Origin of the sequence: Kribbella pittospori, from assembly GCF_004331465.1 — a bacterium.
Lineage (GTDB): Bacteria > Actinomycetota > Actinomycetes > Propionibacteriales > Kribbellaceae > Kribbella > Kribbella pittospori.
Genome location: NZ_SJKB01000008.1, coordinates 312709 through 328517, shown reverse-complemented (window position 1 = coordinate 328517; position 15809 = coordinate 312709). Strand labels below are relative to the sequence as shown.

At 66.7% G+C, this 15809-nt stretch carries 24 protein-coding genes and 1 pseudogene; all 25 read left to right on the top strand.

Translation table 11 applies throughout. The features are described from left to right. The first annotated feature begins 116 nt into the window (after window positions 1–116). The 25 genes and pseudogenes from fusA (at window position 117) to E0H73_RS25915 (ending at window position 15809) form a co-directional block, all read left to right on the top strand. The gene (gene fusA, locus E0H73_RS26035; protein WP_238164272.1) at window positions 117–2177 is read left to right on the top strand and encodes an elongation factor G; all 2061 of its coding nucleotides are present in this window, start codon (window positions 117–119) and stop codon (window positions 2175–2177) included. Window positions 2178–2251: 74 nt separating this feature from the next. After that, window positions 2252–3445, top strand: a complete 1194-nt coding sequence (gene tuf, locus E0H73_RS26030) for an elongation factor Tu (RefSeq protein ID WP_131361022.1) — start codon at window positions 2252–2254, stop codon at window positions 3443–3445. A gap of 358 nt (window positions 3446–3803) precedes the next feature. Further along, window positions 3804–4112, top strand: coding sequence for a 30S ribosomal protein S10 (gene rpsJ / locus E0H73_RS26025; protein ID WP_012923688.1), 309 nt, complete (start codon window positions 3804–3806; stop codon window positions 4110–4112). 16 nt (window positions 4113–4128) lie between these two features. Continuing rightward, a complete protein-coding gene (gene rplC / locus E0H73_RS26020; RefSeq protein WP_131361020.1) occupies window positions 4129–4803 on the top strand; it encodes a 50S ribosomal protein L3 in 675 nt (224 codons plus the stop codon). Then, entirely contained in the window at window positions 4800–5495 is a 696-nt protein-coding gene (rplD, locus tag E0H73_RS26015; RefSeq protein WP_131361018.1) for a 50S ribosomal protein L4, read from the top strand. Before rplC ends, rplD begins: the two co-directional genes overlap by 4 nt. Beyond that, complete coding sequence (rplW, locus tag E0H73_RS26010; RefSeq protein WP_131361016.1) at window positions 5492–5797, top strand: 50S ribosomal protein L23; 306 nt, start codon at window positions 5492–5494, stop codon at window positions 5795–5797. The genes rplD and rplW overlap by 4 nt, the downstream gene beginning before the upstream one ends. Beyond that, window positions 5797–6630, top strand: coding sequence for a 50S ribosomal protein L2 (gene rplB / locus E0H73_RS26005; RefSeq protein ID WP_131361014.1), 834 nt, complete (start codon window positions 5797–5799; stop codon window positions 6628–6630). The genes rplW and rplB overlap by 1 nt, the downstream gene beginning before the upstream one ends. 15 nt (window positions 6631–6645) lie before the next feature. Beyond that, entirely contained in the window at window positions 6646–6927 is a 282-nt protein-coding gene (gene rpsS, locus E0H73_RS26000) for a 30S ribosomal protein S19 (RefSeq protein WP_131361012.1), read from the top strand. Window positions 6928–6976: 49 nt separating this feature from the next. Then, window positions 6977–7438 (top strand): annotated as a pseudogene (gene rplV / locus E0H73_RS25995) (50S ribosomal protein L22); the annotation flags it as partial. A gap of 106 nt (window positions 7439–7544) precedes the next feature. Continuing rightward, complete coding sequence (rpsC, locus tag E0H73_RS25990; protein WP_131361009.1) at window positions 7545–8393, top strand: 30S ribosomal protein S3; 849 nt, start codon at window positions 7545–7547, stop codon at window positions 8391–8393. Between the two features lie 3 nt (window positions 8394–8396). After that, a complete protein-coding gene (rplP, locus tag E0H73_RS25985; RefSeq protein ID WP_131361007.1) occupies window positions 8397–8816 on the top strand; it encodes a 50S ribosomal protein L16 in 420 nt (139 codons plus the stop codon). Further along, complete coding sequence (gene rpmC, locus E0H73_RS25980; RefSeq protein WP_131361005.1) at window positions 8816–9112, top strand: 50S ribosomal protein L29; 297 nt, start codon at window positions 8816–8818, stop codon at window positions 9110–9112. The genes rplP and rpmC overlap by 1 nt, the downstream gene beginning before the upstream one ends. Continuing rightward, window positions 9109–9405: a 30S ribosomal protein S17 gene (gene rpsQ, locus E0H73_RS25975; RefSeq protein WP_131361003.1), complete on the top strand. Its 297-nt coding sequence runs from the start codon at window positions 9109–9111 to the stop codon at window positions 9403–9405. The genes rpmC and rpsQ overlap by 4 nt, the downstream gene beginning before the upstream one ends. An 89-nt stretch (window positions 9406–9494) precedes the next feature. Continuing rightward, window positions 9495–9863 (top strand): 50S ribosomal protein L14, encoded by a 369-nt coding sequence (gene rplN, locus E0H73_RS25970; protein ID WP_012923677.1) that lies wholly within the window; start codon window positions 9495–9497, stop codon window positions 9861–9863. 1 nt (window position 9864) lies between these two features. Beyond that, the gene (gene rplX, locus E0H73_RS25965) at window positions 9865–10251 is read left to right on the top strand and encodes a 50S ribosomal protein L24 (protein WP_131361001.1); all 387 of its coding nucleotides are present in this window, start codon (window positions 9865–9867) and stop codon (window positions 10249–10251) included. Further along, window positions 10251–10823 (top strand): 50S ribosomal protein L5, encoded by a 573-nt coding sequence (rplE, locus tag E0H73_RS25960; RefSeq protein ID WP_131360999.1) that lies wholly within the window; start codon window positions 10251–10253, stop codon window positions 10821–10823. The genes rplX and rplE overlap by 1 nt, the downstream gene beginning before the upstream one ends. A 1-nt stretch (window position 10824) precedes the next feature. Further along, window positions 10825–11010: a type Z 30S ribosomal protein S14 gene (locus E0H73_RS25955; protein ID WP_012923674.1), complete on the top strand. Its 186-nt coding sequence runs from the start codon at window positions 10825–10827 to the stop codon at window positions 11008–11010. A gap of 91 nt (window positions 11011–11101) precedes the next feature. Continuing rightward, window positions 11102–11509 (top strand): 30S ribosomal protein S8, encoded by a 408-nt coding sequence (gene rpsH, locus E0H73_RS25950; protein ID WP_131360997.1) that lies wholly within the window; start codon window positions 11102–11104, stop codon window positions 11507–11509. Between the two features lie 27 nt (window positions 11510–11536). Next, entirely contained in the window at window positions 11537–12079 is a 543-nt protein-coding gene (gene rplF / locus E0H73_RS25945) for a 50S ribosomal protein L6 (protein WP_131360995.1), read from the top strand. Between the two features lie 2 nt (window positions 12080–12081). After that, entirely contained in the window at window positions 12082–12465 is a 384-nt protein-coding gene (rplR, locus tag E0H73_RS25940; protein WP_131360993.1) for a 50S ribosomal protein L18, read from the top strand. 111 nt (window positions 12466–12576) lie between these two features. Then, a complete protein-coding gene (rpsE, locus tag E0H73_RS25935) occupies window positions 12577–13176 on the top strand; it encodes a 30S ribosomal protein S5 (protein ID WP_131360991.1) in 600 nt (199 codons plus the stop codon). Beyond that, the gene (gene rpmD / locus E0H73_RS25930; protein WP_012923669.1) at window positions 13176–13358 is read left to right on the top strand and encodes a 50S ribosomal protein L30; all 183 of its coding nucleotides are present in this window, start codon (window positions 13176–13178) and stop codon (window positions 13356–13358) included. Before rpsE ends, rpmD begins: the two co-directional genes overlap by 1 nt. A 1-nt stretch (window position 13359) precedes the next feature. Then, window positions 13360–13800 carry a 50S ribosomal protein L15 gene (rplO, locus tag E0H73_RS25925; protein WP_131360989.1) on the top strand — a complete coding sequence of 147 codons (441 nt, stop codon included), beginning with the start codon at window positions 13360–13362 and terminating at the stop codon, window positions 13798–13800. Between the two features lie 135 nt (window positions 13801–13935). Beyond that, the gene (gene secY, locus E0H73_RS25920; RefSeq protein ID WP_131361285.1) at window positions 13936–15237 is read left to right on the top strand and encodes a preprotein translocase subunit SecY; all 1302 of its coding nucleotides are present in this window, start codon (window positions 13936–13938) and stop codon (window positions 15235–15237) included. Beyond that, window positions 15237–15809 carry an adenylate kinase gene (locus E0H73_RS25915; RefSeq protein ID WP_131360987.1) on the top strand — a complete coding sequence of 191 codons (573 nt, stop codon included), beginning with the start codon at window positions 15237–15239 and terminating at the stop codon, window positions 15807–15809. The genes secY and E0H73_RS25915 overlap by 1 nt, the downstream gene beginning before the upstream one ends.

Here is a 15809-nt window from a genome sequence, read left to right as displayed (position 1 = left end):
GTCCGATCCGGACCCCAGCGCTCACCCTTTGACAGCAGTACAGAATCGAGAGGTAGACCACCGAGGTGGCCGTACAAATCACCACCGACCTGGCCAAGGTCCGCAACATCGGGATCATGGCTCACATCGACGCCGGCAAGACGACGACGACCGAGCGGATCCTCTTCTACACCGGTATCACCTACAAGATCGGTGAGGTCCACGACGGCGCCGCCACGATGGACTGGATGGAGCAGGAGCAGGAGCGCGGCATCACGATCACATCCGCCGCGACGACCGCGACCTGGAAAGACCACACCATCAACATCATCGACACCCCCGGGCACGTCGACTTCACCGTCGAGGTGGAGCGCTCGCTGCGCGTCCTGGACGGTGCCGTCGCGGTCTTCGACGGCGTTGCCGGCGTCGAGCCGCAGTCCGAGACCGTGTGGCGTCAGGCCGACCGGTACGGCGTACCGCGGATCTGCTTCGTCAACAAGCTCGACCGGACCGGCGCGGAGTTCATGCGCTGCGTCGACATGATCGTCGACCGGCTGGCCGCGGTGCCGCTGGTGCTGCAGTTGCCGATCGGTGCCGAGTCCGACTTCATCGGCGTCGTCGACCTGATCGGGATGCGCGCGCTGACCTGGCGCGGCGAGACCAAGATGGGTGAGGACTACACGGTCGAGGAGATCCCGGCCAGCCACACCGAGATCGCCGCCGAGTGGCGCGACAAGCTGATCGAGACGCTGGCCGAGGCCGACGACGACATCATGGAGATGTACCTCGAGGGCGAAGCGCCCACCGAGGAGCAGATCGTGGCCGGTATCCGGCGCGCGACCATCGCGAGCAAGCTGACCCCGGTGCTGACCGGCACCGCGTTCAAGAACAAGGGCGTCCAGCCCCTGCTCGACGCGATCAACGCGTTCCTGCCGAGCCCGCTCGACGTTCCGGCCATCGAGGGTCACGACGTCAAGGACAGCGACCAGGTCGTCCTGCGCAAGCCGGACGACAACGAGCCGTTCTCGGCGCTGGCGTTCAAGATCGCGGCCGACCCGCACCTGGGCAAGCTGACCTTCATCCGGGTGTACTCGGGCAAGCTCGAGACCGGCACCCAGGTCCTGAACCCCACCAAGGGGCGCAAGGAGCGGATCGGCAAGATCTACCGCATGCACGCGAACAAGCGTGAGGAGATCGCCTCGATCGGCGCCGGCCACATCGTCGCCGTGATGGGTCTGAAGGACACCACCACCGGTGAGACGCTGGCCGACCCGGCCAAGCCGGTCGTGCTGGAGTCGATGCAGTTCCCGGCCCCGGTCATCTCGGTCGCCATCGAGCCGAAGTCGAAGGGCGACCAGGAGAAGCTGGGCGTCGCGATCCAGCGGCTGGCCGAGGAGGACCCGACCTTCCAGGTCCGGACCGACGAGGACACCGGCCAGACGATCATCGCCGGGATGGGTGAGCTGCACCTCGAGGTGCTGGTCGACCGGATGAAGCGCGAGTTCCGCGTCGAGGCCAACGTCGGCAAGCCGCAGGTCGCCTACCGCGAAACGATCAAGAAGAAGGTCGAGAAGGTCGACTACACGCACAAGAAGCAGACCGGTGGTTCGGGTCAGTTCGCGCGCGTGATCATCAACATCGAGCCGACCTCGGTCGAGGCCGGCGGCGAAGGCGGCTACGAGTTCGTCAACTCCGTCACCGGTGGCCGGATCCCGCGGGAGTACATCCCGTCGGTGGACGAGGGCGCGCAGGAAGCGATGGAGTTCGGCGTACTGGCCGGCTACCCGATGGTGGACGTCAAGGTCACGCTGACCGACGGCGCCTACCACGACGTCGACTCCTCCGAGCTCGCGTTCAAGATCGCCGGTTCGATGGCCTTCAAGGACGCCGCCCGCCGGGCGACTCCGGTCATCCTCGAGCCGATGTTCTCGGTCGAGGTCACCACCCCTGAGGACTACATGGGTGAAGTGATCGGCGACCTCAACTCCCGCCGTGGCCAGATCCAGTCGATGGACGAGGGCCCCGGTGGCAGCCGGGTCGTCAAGGCCCTGGTGCCGCTGTCGGAGATGTTCGGGTACGTCGGTGACCTGCGTTCCAAGACGCAGGGCCGCGCGTCGTACTCGATGCAGTTCGATTCCTACGCCGAGGTTCCGAAGAACGTGGCGGAAGAGATCATCAAGAAGGCCCGGGGCGAGTAGTCTCTCGCTCCTGACCACCACACCCCAAGCGCGTCGGCGTACGGCGTAGTCAACATTTAACTAGGAGGGCCCCAGTGGCGAAGGCGAAGTTCGAGCGGACTAAGCCGCACGTCAACATCGGCACCATCGGTCACATCGACCACGGTAAGACCACTCTTACCGCGGCGATCACCAAGGTGCTGCACGACAAGTACCCGACGCTCAACGAGGCATCGGCCTTCGATCAGATCGACAAGGCGCCCGAAGAGCGTCAGCGCGGTATCACCATCTCCATCGCGCACGTCGAGTACCAGACCGAGGCCCGGCACTACGCCCACGTCGACTGCCCGGGTCACGCGGACTACATCAAGAACATGATCACCGGTGCGGCTCAGATGGACGGCGCGATCCTGGTCGTCGCCGCCACCGACGGCCCGATGCCGCAGACGCGTGAGCACGTTCTGCTCGCCCGCCAGGTCGGCGTGCCGGCCATGGTCGTGGCGCTGAACAAGTGCGACATGGTCGACGACGAGGAGATCCTGGAGCTCGTCGAGCTCGAGGTCCGCGAGCTGCTCTCGGAGCAGGAGTTCGACGGCGACAACGCGCCGATCGTCCGCGTCGCCGCTCACCCGGCGCTGCAGGGCGACGCCAAGTGGGGCGAGTCGATCCTCGAGCTGATGAACGCGGTGGACTCCTACATCCCGCAGCCGACGCGTGAGATCGACAAGCCGTTCCTGATGCCGGTGGAGGACGTCTTCACCATCACGGGTCGCGGTACGGTCATCACCGGCCGGATCGAGCGCGGTGTCGTCAAGATCAACGAGACCGTCGACATCGTCGGCATCCGTCCGGAGAAGCAGACCACCACGGTCACCGGTATCGAGATGTTCCGCAAGCTGCTCGACGAGGGCCAGGCCGGTGAGAACGTCGGTCTGCTGCTTCGTGGCACCAAGCGCGAGGACGTCGAGCGCGGCATGGTCGTCATCAAGCCGGGCACCACGACCCCGCACACCAACTTCGACGCTTCGGTCTACATCCTGTCGAAGGAGGAGGGCGGCCGTCACACGCCGTTCTTCCAGAACTACCGGCCTCAGTTCTACTTCCGCACCACGGACGTCACCGGCGTCGTCACGCTGCCCGAGGGCACCGAGATGGTCATGCCGGGCGACAACACCGACATGTCGGTCGAGCTGATCCAGCCGATCGCCATGGAAGAGGGTCTGAAGTTCGCGATCCGCGAAGGTGGCCGCACCGTCGGCGCCGGCCGGGTCACCAAGATCATCAAGTGATCTCACGAGGTCCGCGAGGGCTCGCATCCTGAGCCCCGCGGACCTCTGCTTTGCGCCCGATCCGGTGCTCAGGTGGCACCGGATCGAGCGTGAAGCCACCCGATTGGCGTTCCGGCGCCGATCTCTGGCACAATATTCAGGTTGCTCAGGCGAGGCCGCCGGGGCGCGCCCCAGACCATGCGTCTGGCGGGTGCGCCGGACCGGAGACCATGCCGAGGTTCTGGTCCGAGACCAGGCCCCGATCACCATTCCAGGTCGAAGAAGCGGTGAGTCACGTGCGTGCCGCGCACGCGACACACCCGACCGCGGGGGTCGGAGCAACGCAGACGTTGACGATAGAGAAGGACGAAGCGAAGCGATGGCGGGACAGAAGATCCGCATCCGGCTGAAGGCCTACGACCACGAGGTCATCGACAGCTCGGCGCGCAAGATTGTCGACACGGTGACGCGTACTGGTGCGAAGGTTGCTGGCCCGGTGCCGTTGCCGACGGAAAAGAACGTGTTCTGCGTCATCCGCTCGCCGCACAAGTACAAGGACAGCCGCGAGCACTTCGAGATGCGCACCCACAAGCGGCTCATCGACATCATCGACCCCACGCCGAAGACCGTCGACTCGCTGATGCGGCTCGACCTGCCGGCCGGTGTCGACATCGAGATCAAGCTCTGAGGGACGCGAACAACCAATGAGCACTTCTACCAAGAACACGCGCGGTCTGCTGGGCACCAAGCTCGGCATGACCCAGACCTGGGACGAGAACAACCGTGTCGTCCCCGTCACCGTGATCCAGGCCGGCCCGTGCGTCGTGACCGAGGTTCGCACCTCGGACAGCCACGGGTACGACGGCGTCCAGATCGCTTTCGGCGACATCGACCCCCGCAAGGTCACCAGCCCGATGCGCGGCCACTTCGACAAGGCCGGCGTGACGCCGCGGCGCCACCTGCTGGAGCTGCGCACCGCCGACGCCAGCGAGTACACGCTGGGTCAGGAGATCAAGGCCGAGGCCTTCGAGGCCGGTGAGCGGGTCGACGTGTCCGCCACCAGCAAGGGCAAGGGCTTCGCCGGTGTGATGAAGCGGCACGGCTTCCACGGCCTCCGCGCCACCCACGGTGTCCACAAGAAGCACCGCTCGCCGGGTTCCATCGGCGGCTGCGCCACCCCGGGCCGGGTCTTCAAGGGCCTGCGGATGGCGGGCCGGATGGGCTCCGAGCAGGTCACCACGCAGAACATCACCGTGCACGCGGTCGACACCGACCGTGGCCTGATCCTGCTGAAGGGTGCGGTGCCCGGTCCCAAGGGCGGCCTCGTGCTGATCCGCAACGCCGCCAAGGGCGCAGCTGTGAAGGGAGCCCAGAAATGAGCTCGGTCGACGTCGTCGTCGTGAAGGGCGACAAGGTCACCAAGAAGGGCTCCGCCGAGCTTCCGGCCGAGCTGTTCGACGTCCAGGTCAACATCCCGCTGATCCACCAGGTCGTCGTGGCCCAGCTGGCCGCGGCCCGCCAGGGCACAGCCAAGGCCAAGACCCGGGGCGAGGTCTCCGGCGGTGGCACCAAGCCGTACCGGCAGAAGGGCACCGGTCGCGCCCGCCAGGGTTCGATCCGCGCGCCGCAGTTCACCGGTGGTGGCGTCGTCCACGGCCCGGTGCCGCGTGACTACAGCCAGCGGACCCCGAAGAAGATGATCGCCGCCGCGCTCCGCGGTGCGCTCTCGGACCGGGCCCGTGACGGCCGCGTGCACGTGGTCGAGAAGTTCGTCGACGGTGAGAAGCCGTCCACCAAGGCCGCGCTGAACGTGCTGGCCGCGGCGACCGAGCCGGGCAAGGTCCTGGTCGTGGTCGAGCGGGCCGACGAGCTCACCTGGCTGAGCCTGCGCAACGTGCAGCACGTGCACCTGATCGCGGCCGACCAGCTGAACGCGTACGACGTGCTGTGCAGCGACGCGGTCGTGTTCACCCAGGGTGCCCTCGACGCTTTCGTCGCCGGCGCGCCCCAGGGCAAGTCCGTCAAGGCCGTCGCAACGTCGACTGAGGCCGAGCAGGAGGTTGAAGCATGAGCCACGGAGTCAACAAGGATCCGCGGGACGTGCTGCTGCGGCCGGTCGTGAGCGAGAAGAGCTACGGCCTGCTGGACGAGCAGAAGTACACGTTCGAGGTGGACCCGAACGCCAACAAGACCGAGATCAAGCTCGCGGTCGAGAAGGTGTTCAAGGTCAAGGTCAGCGACGTCAACACCCTCAACCGCAAGGGCAAGCGCCGCCGGACTCGTGCCGGCTGGGGCAAGCGCCCGGACACCAAGCGGGCGATCGTGACCCTCAAGGGTGACGACCGCATCGACATCTTCGGAGGCCAGTCGTAATGGGTATCCGCAAATACAAGCCGACAACGCCGGGCCGTCGTGGCTCGAGCGTGGCCGACTTCGTCGAGCTCACCCGTTCGACCCCCGAGAAGTCGCTGCTGCGTCCGCTGCCCAAGAAGGGCGGCCGGAACAACACCGGCAAGATCACCACCCGGCACCACGGTGGCGGTCACAAGCGGGCGTACCGGCTGATCGACTTCAAGCGGTACGACAAGGACGGCGTGCCGGCCAAGGTCGCCGAGATCGAGTACGACCCGAACCGCACCGCGCGGATCGCACTGCTGCACTACGTCGACGGCGAGAAGCGCTACATCCTCGCCCCGTCGAACCTGAAGCAGGGCACGATCGTCGAGAACGGCCCGGCCGCCGACATCAAGATCGGCAACAACCTGCCGCTGCGCAACATCCCGGTCGGCTCCACGGTGCACGCCGTCGAGCTGCGCCCGGGTGGCGGTGCCAAGATGGGCCGCTCGGCCGGTGCCAGCATCCAGCTGGTCGCGAAGGAAGGCCGGATGGCCACCCTGCGGATGCCGTCCGGCGAGGTCCGGATGGTCGACGTACGCTGCCGGGCCACCCTCGGTGAGGTCGGCAACGGCGAGCAGTCGAACATCAACTGGGGCAAGGCGGGCCGGATGCGCTGGAAGGGCAAGCGCCCGACCGTCCGCGGTGTCGCGATGAACCCGGTCGACCACCCGCACGGTGGTGGTGAGGGCAAGACCTCGGGTGGTCGCCACCCGGTGTCCCCGTGGGGCAAGCCCGAGGGGCGTACCCGCACCCGCAAGGAAAGCGACCGCATGATCGTCCGGCGCCGCAAGGCCGGCAAGAAGCGCTGATAGGAGCCGGCCAGAATGCCACGCAGCTTGAAGAAGGGCCCGTTCGTCGACCACCACCTGATGAAGAAGGTGGAGGTGCAGAACGAGAAGGGCACCAAGAACGTCATCAAGACCTGGTCCCGCCGATCGATGATCGTGCCGGACATGATCGGCCACACGCTGGCGGTGCACGACGGCCGCAAGCACGTGCCGGTGTTCGTGACGGACGCGATGGTCGGGCACAAGCTCGGCGAGTTCGCCCCGACCCGCACGTTCAAGGGTCACGAGAAGGACGACCGGAAGTCACGGCGTCGCTGACCTCGGTCAGTGATGAAGCGATAGCAACCTACGGAGAGATTCGAACATCATGAGCGTTCAAGAGCGTAGGGCCGTCAGTGCCCGTCGCGAGAGCCTGCTGGGCGACGAGCCCGGGGCCTTCGCGGTCGCGCGCTTCGTCCGCGTGACGCCGATGAAGGCGCGCCGCGTGGGTGACCTGGTGCGCGGTCTGGGCGTCGACGACGCACTCGCCACTCTGAAGTTCGCCCCGCAGGCCGCTGCCGCGACCGTGTACAAGGTCGTCGACAGCGCCGCGGCGAACGCCGAGGGCACCGAGCACCTGAGCCGGGCCGACCTGGTCGTGACCAAGGTCCTGGTGGACGAGGGTCCGACGCTGAAGCGTCACCGCCCGCGTGCCCAGGGCCGGGCCACCCGGATCGACAAGCGGACCAGCCACATCACTGTGGTCGTGACGCCGCGGGTCGAGGAAGAGCCGGCCGAGAAGGCCCCGGCGAAGAAGTCAGCCAAGAAGGCGGACACGGCCAAGAAGGCTCCGGCCAAGAAGGCCGCCGCCGACAAGGCCGACGACAAGCCGGCCAAGAAGGCGACCGCCAAGAAGACGGCTGCCAAGAAGACCGCTGAGAAGAAGGAGTCCTGACGTGGGCCAGAAGGTTAACCCGCACGGGTTCCGTCTCGGCATCAGCACCGATCACAAGAGCCGTTGGTACGCCGACAAGCTGTACAAGGACTACGTGGGCGAGGACGTCAAGATCCGCCGCCTGCTGAGCAAGGGCATGGAGCGCGCCGGCATCTCCCGCGTGGAGATCGAGCGCACCCGTGACCGCGTCCGGGTCGACATCCACACCGCCCGTCCGGGCATCGTCATCGGTCGCCGTGGCGCCGAGGCGGACCGGATCCGGGGCAGCCTGGAGGAGCTCACCGGCAAGCAGGTGCAGCTGAACATCCTCGAGGTGAAGAACTCCGAGGTCGACGCCCAGCTGGTCGCGCAGGGCGTGGCCGAGCAGCTGTCCGGCCGGGTGGCGTTCCGCCGCGCGATGCGCAAGGCGATGCAGACCACCATGCGTGGCGGCGCCCTGGGCATCCGGATCCAGTGCTCCGGCCGCCTCGGTGGCGCGGAGATGTCGCGGTCGGAGTTCTACCGTGAGGGCCGGGTGCCGCTGCACACGCTCCGCGCGGACATCGACTACGGCTTCTACGAGGCTCGCACGACCTTCGGCCGGATCGGCGTGAAGGTCTGGATCTACAAGGGTGACGTGGCCGGCTCCCGGGCCGAGCGCGAGGCGCAGGCCGCGGCCCGTGCCGCCACTCAGCAGCGCCGGCCGGCCCGCCGCGACGACCGTGGTGGCCGTGGTGGCCGTCGCGACGACCGTCGGGACGACCGTGGCGACCGCGGTGGCCGTGGTGGCGACCGCGCCGAGGCCCCGCGGGCCGAGGCGACCGCCCCCGCTGCCGACAAGCCCGCTGAGACGACCGGAACGGAGAGCTGAACCATGCTCATCCCCCGCAAGGTCAAGCACCGCAAGCAGCACCACCCGAAGCGCTCCGGCGCTGCCAAGGGTGGTACGACGCTGGCCTTCGGTGACTTCGGCATCCAGGCGCTGGAGAACCACTACGTCACCAACCGGCAGATCGAGGCCGCGCGTATCGCGATGACCCGGCACATCAAGCGTGGCGGCAAGGTGTGGATCAACATCTACCCCGACCGCCCGCTGACCAAGAAGCCTGCTGAAACCCGGATGGGTTCCGGTAAGGGTTCGCCGGAGTGGTGGATCGCCAACGTCAAGGCCGGCCGGGTCCTGTTCGAGCTGTCCGGCGTACCGGAGGACATCGCTCGCGAGGCCCTCCGCCGTGCGATCCACAAGTTGCCGATGAAGTGCCGCTTCATCGCCCGAGAGGCAGGTGAGAACTGATGGCTATCCAGACTGCCGCCGAGCTGCGGAACCTGGGCCGGGACGAGCTGATGAGCAAGCTCGGTGAAGCCAAGGAGGAGCTGTTCAACCTCCGGTTCCAGGCTGCCACGGGCCAGCTGGAGTCCCACGGCCGGCTGCGCGCCGTCCGCAAGGACATCGCCCGCATCTACACGGTGCTGACCGAGCGGGCGCTCGGCATCACCGACGAGGTCGACGCCCCGGCCGCCGAGGCCGAGGTCGAGGCCGAGGTCGAGGAGACCGCGGACGACAGCGAGAAGGCTGGGAGCAAGGCATGACCGAGAACGCGAAGGACGAGACCGTGAGCACGACCACCCAGACGCGAGGCCGCCGCAAGACCCGTGAGGGCCTGGTGCTGAGCGACAAGATGGACAAGACCGTCGTCGTCCAGGTCGAGGACCGGGTCAAGCACGCGCTGTACGGCAAGGTCATCCGTCGCACCAGCAAGCTGAAGGCGCACGACGAGCAGAACGCCGCCGGCACCGGCGACCGCGTCCTCCTGATGGAGACCCGGCCGCTGTCGGCGACCAAGCGCTGGCGCGTCGTGGAGATCCTCGAGAAGGCCAAGTAGTTGCCGGTACGTCCGGGAACCAATCGAAATCATTCGTTCCGCAAGGCTCACGGACGTGAGAACCAGCGAGACAACCAGGAGATCAACAGATGATCCAGCAGGAGTCGCGACTGAAGGTCGCCGACAACACGGGTGCGAAGGAGATCCTTTGCATCCGGGTGCTCGGTGGCTCCGGTCGGCGCTACGCCGGTGTCGGTGACACGATCGTCGCCACCGTCAAGGACGCGATCCCGGGCGGCGGTGTGAAGAAGGGTGACGTCGTCAAGGCGGTCGTCGTGCGGACCGTGAAGGAGCGCCGGCGTCCGGACGGCTCCTACATCCGCTTCGACGAGAACGCCGCGGTGATCCTCAAGGCCGACGGCGAGCCCCGCGGTACCCGCATCTTCGGGCCGGTCGGCCGGGAGTTGCGGGAGAAGCGCTTCATGAAGATCATCTCGCTCGCCCCGGAGGTGCTCTGAGATGGCGCAGAGGAAACTGCACGTGAAGAAGGGTGATCTCGTCCGCGTGATCGCCGGCAAGTCCAAGGGCCTCGAGGGCAAGATCATTCAGGTCCTGCCCGACGCCGAGAAGGTCATCGTCGAGGGCGTGAACCGGGTCAAGAAGCACACCAAGGTGCAGCAGGCCCAGCGCGGCGGCACCACGGGTGGCATCGTCACCCAGGAAGCCCCGATCCACGTCTCGAACGTGATGCTCGTCGTCGAGGTCGAGAAGGACGGCAAGAAGCAGAAGGTGACCACCCGCGTCGGCTACAACCGCGTCGAGGTGCAGAAGCGGCGCCCCGACGGCTCGACGTACACCGGTTTCCGGAGCGTCCGGGTCGCGCGGCGTACCGGCGAGGAGATCTGATGACCACCGCAGTGACCGAAACCAGGGTCCAGCCGCGGCTGAAGACGAAGTACCGCGAGGAGATCGTCGGCAAGCTGCAGGAGCAGTTCCAGTTCGAGAACGTCATGCAGGTGCCCGGCCTCACCAAGATCGTGGTGAACATGGGCGTCGGCGAGGCGGCTCGCGACTCGAAGCTGATCGAGGGCGCGGTGAAGGACCTGGCCGCGATCACCGGGCAGAAGCCGCAGGTGACCAAGGCCCGCAAGTCGATCGCGCAGTTCAAGCTGCGTGAGGGCATGCCGATCGGCGCGCACGTGACGCTGCGCGGCGACCGGATGTGGGAGTTCCTGGACCGGCTGCTGGCGCTCGCGCTGCCGCGGATCCGTGACTTCCGCGGTCTGTCGCCGAAGCAGTTCGACGGCACCGGGAACTACACCTTCGGCCTGACCGAGCAGGTGATGTTCCACGAGATCAACCAGGACCGCATCGACCGGGTCCGGGGCATGGACATCACCGTGGTGACCACCGCGAAGAACGACGACGAGGGCCGGGCCCTGCTGCGGCAGCTCGGTTTCCCGTTCAAGGAGAACTGACGTGGCGAAGACAGCACTCAAGGTCAAGCAGGCCCGGAAGCCGAAGTTCGCGGTGCGCGGTTACACCCGCTGCCAGCGCTGCGGCCGGCCGAAGGCGGTCTTCCGCAAGTTCGGCCTGTGCCGGATCTGCCTGCGGGAGATGGCGCACCGGGGCGAGCTGCCCGGTGTGACCAAGTCCAGCTGGTGACCGTCTCCACCCCCGATCTTTTCTCCACTCACCATCTAGTCACCGTAGGTCGCCGGACGGCGAAACCACGGCGGGAAAGAGGCCCCAGGCCATGACGATGACCGACCCGATCGCAGACATGCTGACGCGTCTGCGCAACGCCAACCAGGCGTACCACGAGTCGACCTCGATGCCGTACAGCAAGATCAAGCAGGGCATCGCCGACATCCTCCAGCAGGAGGGCTACATCTCCTCCTACAAGGTGGAGGAGCCCAAGGAAGGCGCCGTCGGCAAGACCCTGATCGTCGACCTCAAGTTCGGCCCGAGCCGGGAGCGCTCCATCGCGGGCGTCCGCCGGATCAGCAAGCCGGGTCTGCGGGTCTACGCGAAGTCGACCAACCTGCCCAAGGTCCTCGGTGGCCTGGGCGTCGCGATCATCTCGACGTCCCAGGGACTGCTGACCGACCGTCAGGCCAAGAACAAGGGCGTTGGCGGGGAAGTCCTCGCCTACGTCTGGTGACGAAGAACCGGAAGGAGGACCACAGAAATGTCTCGCATCGGTAAGCTCCCGGTCTCGGTCCCGTCCGGCGTCGACGTCACGATCGACGGCCAGACGGTCACCGTGAAGGGTCCCAAGGGTCAGCTCTCGCACGTCGTGGCTGAGCCCATCGCGGTCAACCGGGACGAGGACGGCGCCATCGCCGTGACCCGCCCGGACGACCAGCGCAAGAGCAAGGAACTGCACGGCCTGTCCCGCACCCTGATCGCCAACCTGGTGACCGGAGTGACGGAGGGCTACGAGAAGAAGCTCGAGATCGTCGGCGTGGGGTACCGCGTCATCTCCAAGGGCCCGGCCCAGCTGGAGTTCTCGCTCGGGTACAGCCACACCATCACGGTGGACGCGCCGGAAGGCATCACGTTCACGGTGGAGGCGCCGACCCGTTTCTCGGTGCAGGGAATCGACAAGCAGTCCGTCGGCGAGGTTGCCGCCAACATCCGCAAGCTGCGCAAGCCCGAGCCGTACAAGGGCAAGGGTGTGCGGTACGCCGGCGAGCAGGTGCGCCGCAAGGTCGGAAAGGCTGGTAAGTAACCATGGCGATCGGACTGCGTCCGCACAAGCACTCCGCCAAGAAGACGGCGTCGCGCCTGCGTCGCCAGATCCGGGTCCGGAAGAAGATCAACGGCACGGCCGACCGGCCGCGGCTGGTGGTCACCAAGTCGTCGAGGCACCTGTTCGTTCAGGTCATCGACGACGTGGCCGGCAAGACGCTGGCGTCCGCCTCCACCATGGAGGCCGACCTGCGTGGCGCGGAGGCGAACAAGACCGACAAGGCCAAGACCGTCGGCGGCCTGATCGCCGACCGGGCCAAGGCAGCCGGCATCGACTCGGTCGTGTTCGACCGGGCCGGGAACAAGTACCACGGCCGGATCGCGGCCCTGGCCGACGCCGCCCGTGAGGGCGGGCTCGGGTTCTGACATGGCGACGTACAAGGAAGAAGGTCGTTCCGTGAGCGAGCGCCAGCGAGTGAACCAGACAGCACAGCAGCGTTCCGCGAATGGAATCGCCGAGCGAAGCGAGGAGATGAAATGAGCGGAGGCCAGCAGCGTCGCGGAGGCGGCGCCGGTGGTGAGCGCCGTGGTCGCGACGGTGGTCGCGGTCAGGCAGCTGACAAGACCGCCTACATCGAGCGCGTGGTAGCCATCAACCGTGTCGCCAAGGTCGTGAAGGGTGGTCGTCGCTTCAGCTTCACCGCCCTCGTGGTCGTCGGCGACGGTGAAGGCACCGTCGGTGTGGGTTACGGCAAGGCCAAGGAGGTGCCCGCGGCGATCGCCAAGGGTGTCGAGGAGGCCAAGAAGGCATTCTTCAAGGTGCCGCGGATCCAGGGCACCATCCCGCACCCGGTCCAGGGTGAGAAGGCCGCCGGCGTGGTGCTGCTGCGCCCGGCCGCTCCCGGTACCGGTGTGATCGCGGGTGGCTCGGCGCGCGCGGTACTGGAGTGCGCGGGGATCCACGACGTGCTGAGCAAGTCGCTGGGTTCGGCCAACGCCATCAACGTGGTGCACGCCACGGTGGAGGCGCTGCGCAGCCTGGAGACCCCGGAGGCCGTGGCCGCGCGCCGTGGCCTGCCGGTCGAGCACGTCGCCCCGGCGGCGCTGCTGAAGGCGCGGGCGGAGGCGGCTTCCTGATGGCACGCTTGAAGGTGACTCAGACCCGTTCCGGCATCGGTGGCAAGCAGAACCAGCGCGACACCCTGCGCACGCTGGGCGTGAAGCGGATCGGCGACGTCGCCGTTCACGACGACCGCCCGGAGATCCGTGGCATGGTCCGCACTGTTCGCCACCTCATCACCGTCGAGGAGGTCGACTGACATGGCGCTGAAGGTTCACCACCTGCGTCCGGCGCCCGGTGCCAAGACCGCCAAGACCCGCGTGGGTCGTGGTGAGGGCAGCAAGGGCAAGACGGCCGGCCGCGGTACCAAGGGCAGCAAGGCGCGCAACAACATCCCCGAGTGGTTCGAGGGTGGCCAGATGCCGCTGCACATGCGGCTGCCGAAGCTCAAGGGTTTCAAGAGCAGGAACCGAGTGGAGTTCCAGGTCGTTAACCTGGACAAGCTCGGACAACTGTTCCCCGAAGGTGGCGAGGTCGGCGTGGCCGAGCTGGTCGCCAAGGGCGCGGTCCGCAGCGGTCAGCCGGTGAAGGTACTGGGTGACGGCGAACTGACCGTGGCACTGCAGGTTTCGGTGCACAAGTTCTCGAAGTCCGCCCTGGAGAAGATCCAGGCGGCCGGAGGAACCACCACCGAGGTGTAACGAGGTCCAGGGCTCGTGCGAGCCGGCGCTTGATATCGTGCGCTGGAGTTCGGACGAGCCCTGGTTCGTCTCTTGCCCAGCTGCTTTGCTAGGCCCCTGCCCTGAGCGGGCAGAGGAAACATGTGGGAGGACAGGGTGTTAGGCGCCTTTGCCAACGCGTTCAAGACTCCGGACCTGCGCCGGAAGATCTTGTTCGTGCTCTTCATCGTCGTGATCTTCCGGATCGGTTCGGTCGTGCCGGCGCCTGGCGTGAACGTCCAGTCGCTGAACACCTGTCTCAAGCAGGCGCAAGGTGGCGCCAACGCCAACCTGTACAACCTGATCAACCTGTTCTCCGGCGGCGCGCTGCTGCAGCTCGCGATCTTCGCGCTCGGCATCATGCCGTACATCACCGCCAGCATCATCCTGCAGCTGCTCACCGTGGTCATCCCGCGGCTGGAGTCGCTGAAGAAGGAAGGCCAGGCGGGCCAGGCCAAGATCACCCAGTACACCCGGTTCCTGACCGTCGGTCTGGCGATCCTGCAGTCCACCGCCTTCGTGGCGCTGGCCCGCACCCCGGGCCGGCTGTTCCAGGGCTGCCAGGAGCCGCTGCTGCACCGCGACGACTGGTTCACGATCAGTGTCATCGTGCTCACCATGACCGCCGGTACCGGCGTGATCATGTGGCTGGGCGAGCTGATCACCGACCGCGGCGTCGGCAACGGCATGTCGATCCTGATCTTCACCCAGATCGTCGCCACCTTCCCGACCCAGCTGTGGAACATCCGCAAGGAGAAGGGCATCCCCACCTTCGTGGTGGTGGTCGCGATCGGCCTCGTGATCATGGCCGCGGTCATCTTCATCGAGCAGGCGCAGCGCCGGATCCCGGTGCAGTACGCCAAGCGCATGGTCGGTCGCAGGATGTTCGGCGGCACCTCGACGTACATCCCACTGAAGGTGAACCAGGCCGGTGTCATCCCGGTCATCTTCGCCTCGAGTCTGCTCTACCTACCGGTGCTGGTCAGCCAGTTCCAGCAGGACAAGAAGTGGGCCCAGTGGATCCAAGGGAACCTGGTCAAGGGCGACCACCCGATCTACATGGTGACGTACGTCGCGCTGATCATCTTCTTCACCTACTTCTACGTCTCGATTACCTTCAACCCGAAGGAAGTTGCAGACAACATGAAGAAGTACGGCGGCTTCATCCCCGGGATCCGGGCGGGACGGCCGACCGAGGAGTACCTGGGCTACGTGCTGTCCCGCATCACGCTGCCGGGCGCGCTCTACCTGGCGGTGATCTCGATGATCCCGCTGGTGGCGCTCGTCCTGCTGAACGCGAGCCAGAACTTCCCGTTCGGTGGTACGTCGATCCTGATCATGGTCGGCGTCGGACTGGACACGGTGAAGCAGATCGAGAGTCAGCTGCAGCAGCGTAACTACGAAGGGTTCCTGCGCTGATGAGAATGTTGCTGATGGGTCCGCCCGGGGCGGGCAAGGGCACGCAGGCAAAGGTGCTTGCGGAACGCCTGAATATCCCGGCCGTGTCCACCGGCGACATCTTCCGTGCGAACGTCAAGGACGAGACGCCGCTCGGGCTCGAAGCGAAGCGCTACATGGACGCCGGTGACTACGTCCCGGACGAGGTCACCAACGCGATGGTCCGCGACCGGCTGTCCGAGGCGGACGCCGGCGAAGGGTTCCTGCTGGACGGGTACCCGCGGACCCTGGCCCAGGTGGGCACGCTGGACGACATCCTGGCCGAGCACGGTCACAAGCTGGACGCGGTGGTGGCGCTGATCGCCGACATCGACGTACTGGTGGACCGGATGATGAAGCGGTCCCACACCGAGGGCCGCACGGACGACTCCGAAGAGGTCGTCCGGCACCGGCAGGACGTCTACACGGCTGAGACCAAGCCGCTGCTGCGCGTCTATGCGCAGCGCGGCCTGCTGTGCGAGGTGGACGGCGTCGGCGAGATCGACGAGGTGAGCGAGCGGGTGCTCGTCGCGCTGAAGTCGATCACGGAGTAA

Bases quoted from the DNA above. Each gene is read 5' to 3' on its own strand.
- fusA (WP_238164272.1), top strand. From the start codon at position 117: ATGGCTCACATCGACGCCGGCAAGACGACGACGACCGAGCGGATCCTC.
- rpsJ (WP_012923688.1), top strand. From the start codon at position 3,804: ATGGCGGGACAGAAGATCCGCATCCGGCTGAAGGCCTACGACCACGAG.
- rplC (WP_131361020.1), top strand. From the start codon at position 4,129: ATGAGCACTTCTACCAAGAACACGCGCGGTCTGCTGGGCACCAAGCTC.
- rplD (WP_131361018.1), top strand. From the start codon at position 4,800: ATGAGCTCGGTCGACGTCGTCGTCGTGAAGGGCGACAAGGTCACCAAG.
- rplW (WP_131361016.1), top strand. From the start codon at position 5,492: ATGAGCCACGGAGTCAACAAGGATCCGCGGGACGTGCTGCTGCGGCCG.
- rplB (WP_131361014.1), top strand. From the start codon at position 5,797: ATGGGTATCCGCAAATACAAGCCGACAACGCCGGGCCGTCGTGGCTCG.
- rpsS (WP_131361012.1), top strand. From the start codon at position 6,646: ATGCCACGCAGCTTGAAGAAGGGCCCGTTCGTCGACCACCACCTGATG.
- rplP (WP_131361007.1), top strand. From the start codon at position 8,397: ATGCTCATCCCCCGCAAGGTCAAGCACCGCAAGCAGCACCACCCGAAG.
- rpmC (WP_131361005.1), top strand. From the start codon at position 8,816: ATGGCTATCCAGACTGCCGCCGAGCTGCGGAACCTGGGCCGGGACGAG.
- rpsQ (WP_131361003.1), top strand. From the start codon at position 9,109: ATGACCGAGAACGCGAAGGACGAGACCGTGAGCACGACCACCCAGACG.
- rplN (WP_012923677.1), top strand. From the start codon at position 9,495: ATGATCCAGCAGGAGTCGCGACTGAAGGTCGCCGACAACACGGGTGCG.
- rplX (WP_131361001.1), top strand. From the start codon at position 9,865: ATGGCGCAGAGGAAACTGCACGTGAAGAAGGGTGATCTCGTCCGCGTG.
- rplE (WP_131360999.1), top strand. From the start codon at position 10,251: ATGACCACCGCAGTGACCGAAACCAGGGTCCAGCCGCGGCTGAAGACG.
- rpsH (WP_131360997.1), top strand. From the start codon at position 11,102: ATGACGATGACCGACCCGATCGCAGACATGCTGACGCGTCTGCGCAAC.
- rplF (WP_131360995.1), top strand. From the start codon at position 11,537: ATGTCTCGCATCGGTAAGCTCCCGGTCTCGGTCCCGTCCGGCGTCGAC.
- rplR (WP_131360993.1), top strand. From the start codon at position 12,082: ATGGCGATCGGACTGCGTCCGCACAAGCACTCCGCCAAGAAGACGGCG.
- rpsE (WP_131360991.1), top strand. From the start codon at position 12,577: ATGAGCGGAGGCCAGCAGCGTCGCGGAGGCGGCGCCGGTGGTGAGCGC.
- rpmD (WP_012923669.1), top strand. From the start codon at position 13,176: ATGGCACGCTTGAAGGTGACTCAGACCCGTTCCGGCATCGGTGGCAAG.
- rplO (WP_131360989.1), top strand. From the start codon at position 13,360: ATGGCGCTGAAGGTTCACCACCTGCGTCCGGCGCCCGGTGCCAAGACC.
- E0H73_RS25915 (WP_131360987.1), top strand. From the start codon at position 15,237: ATGAGAATGTTGCTGATGGGTCCGCCCGGGGCGGGCAAGGGCACGCAG.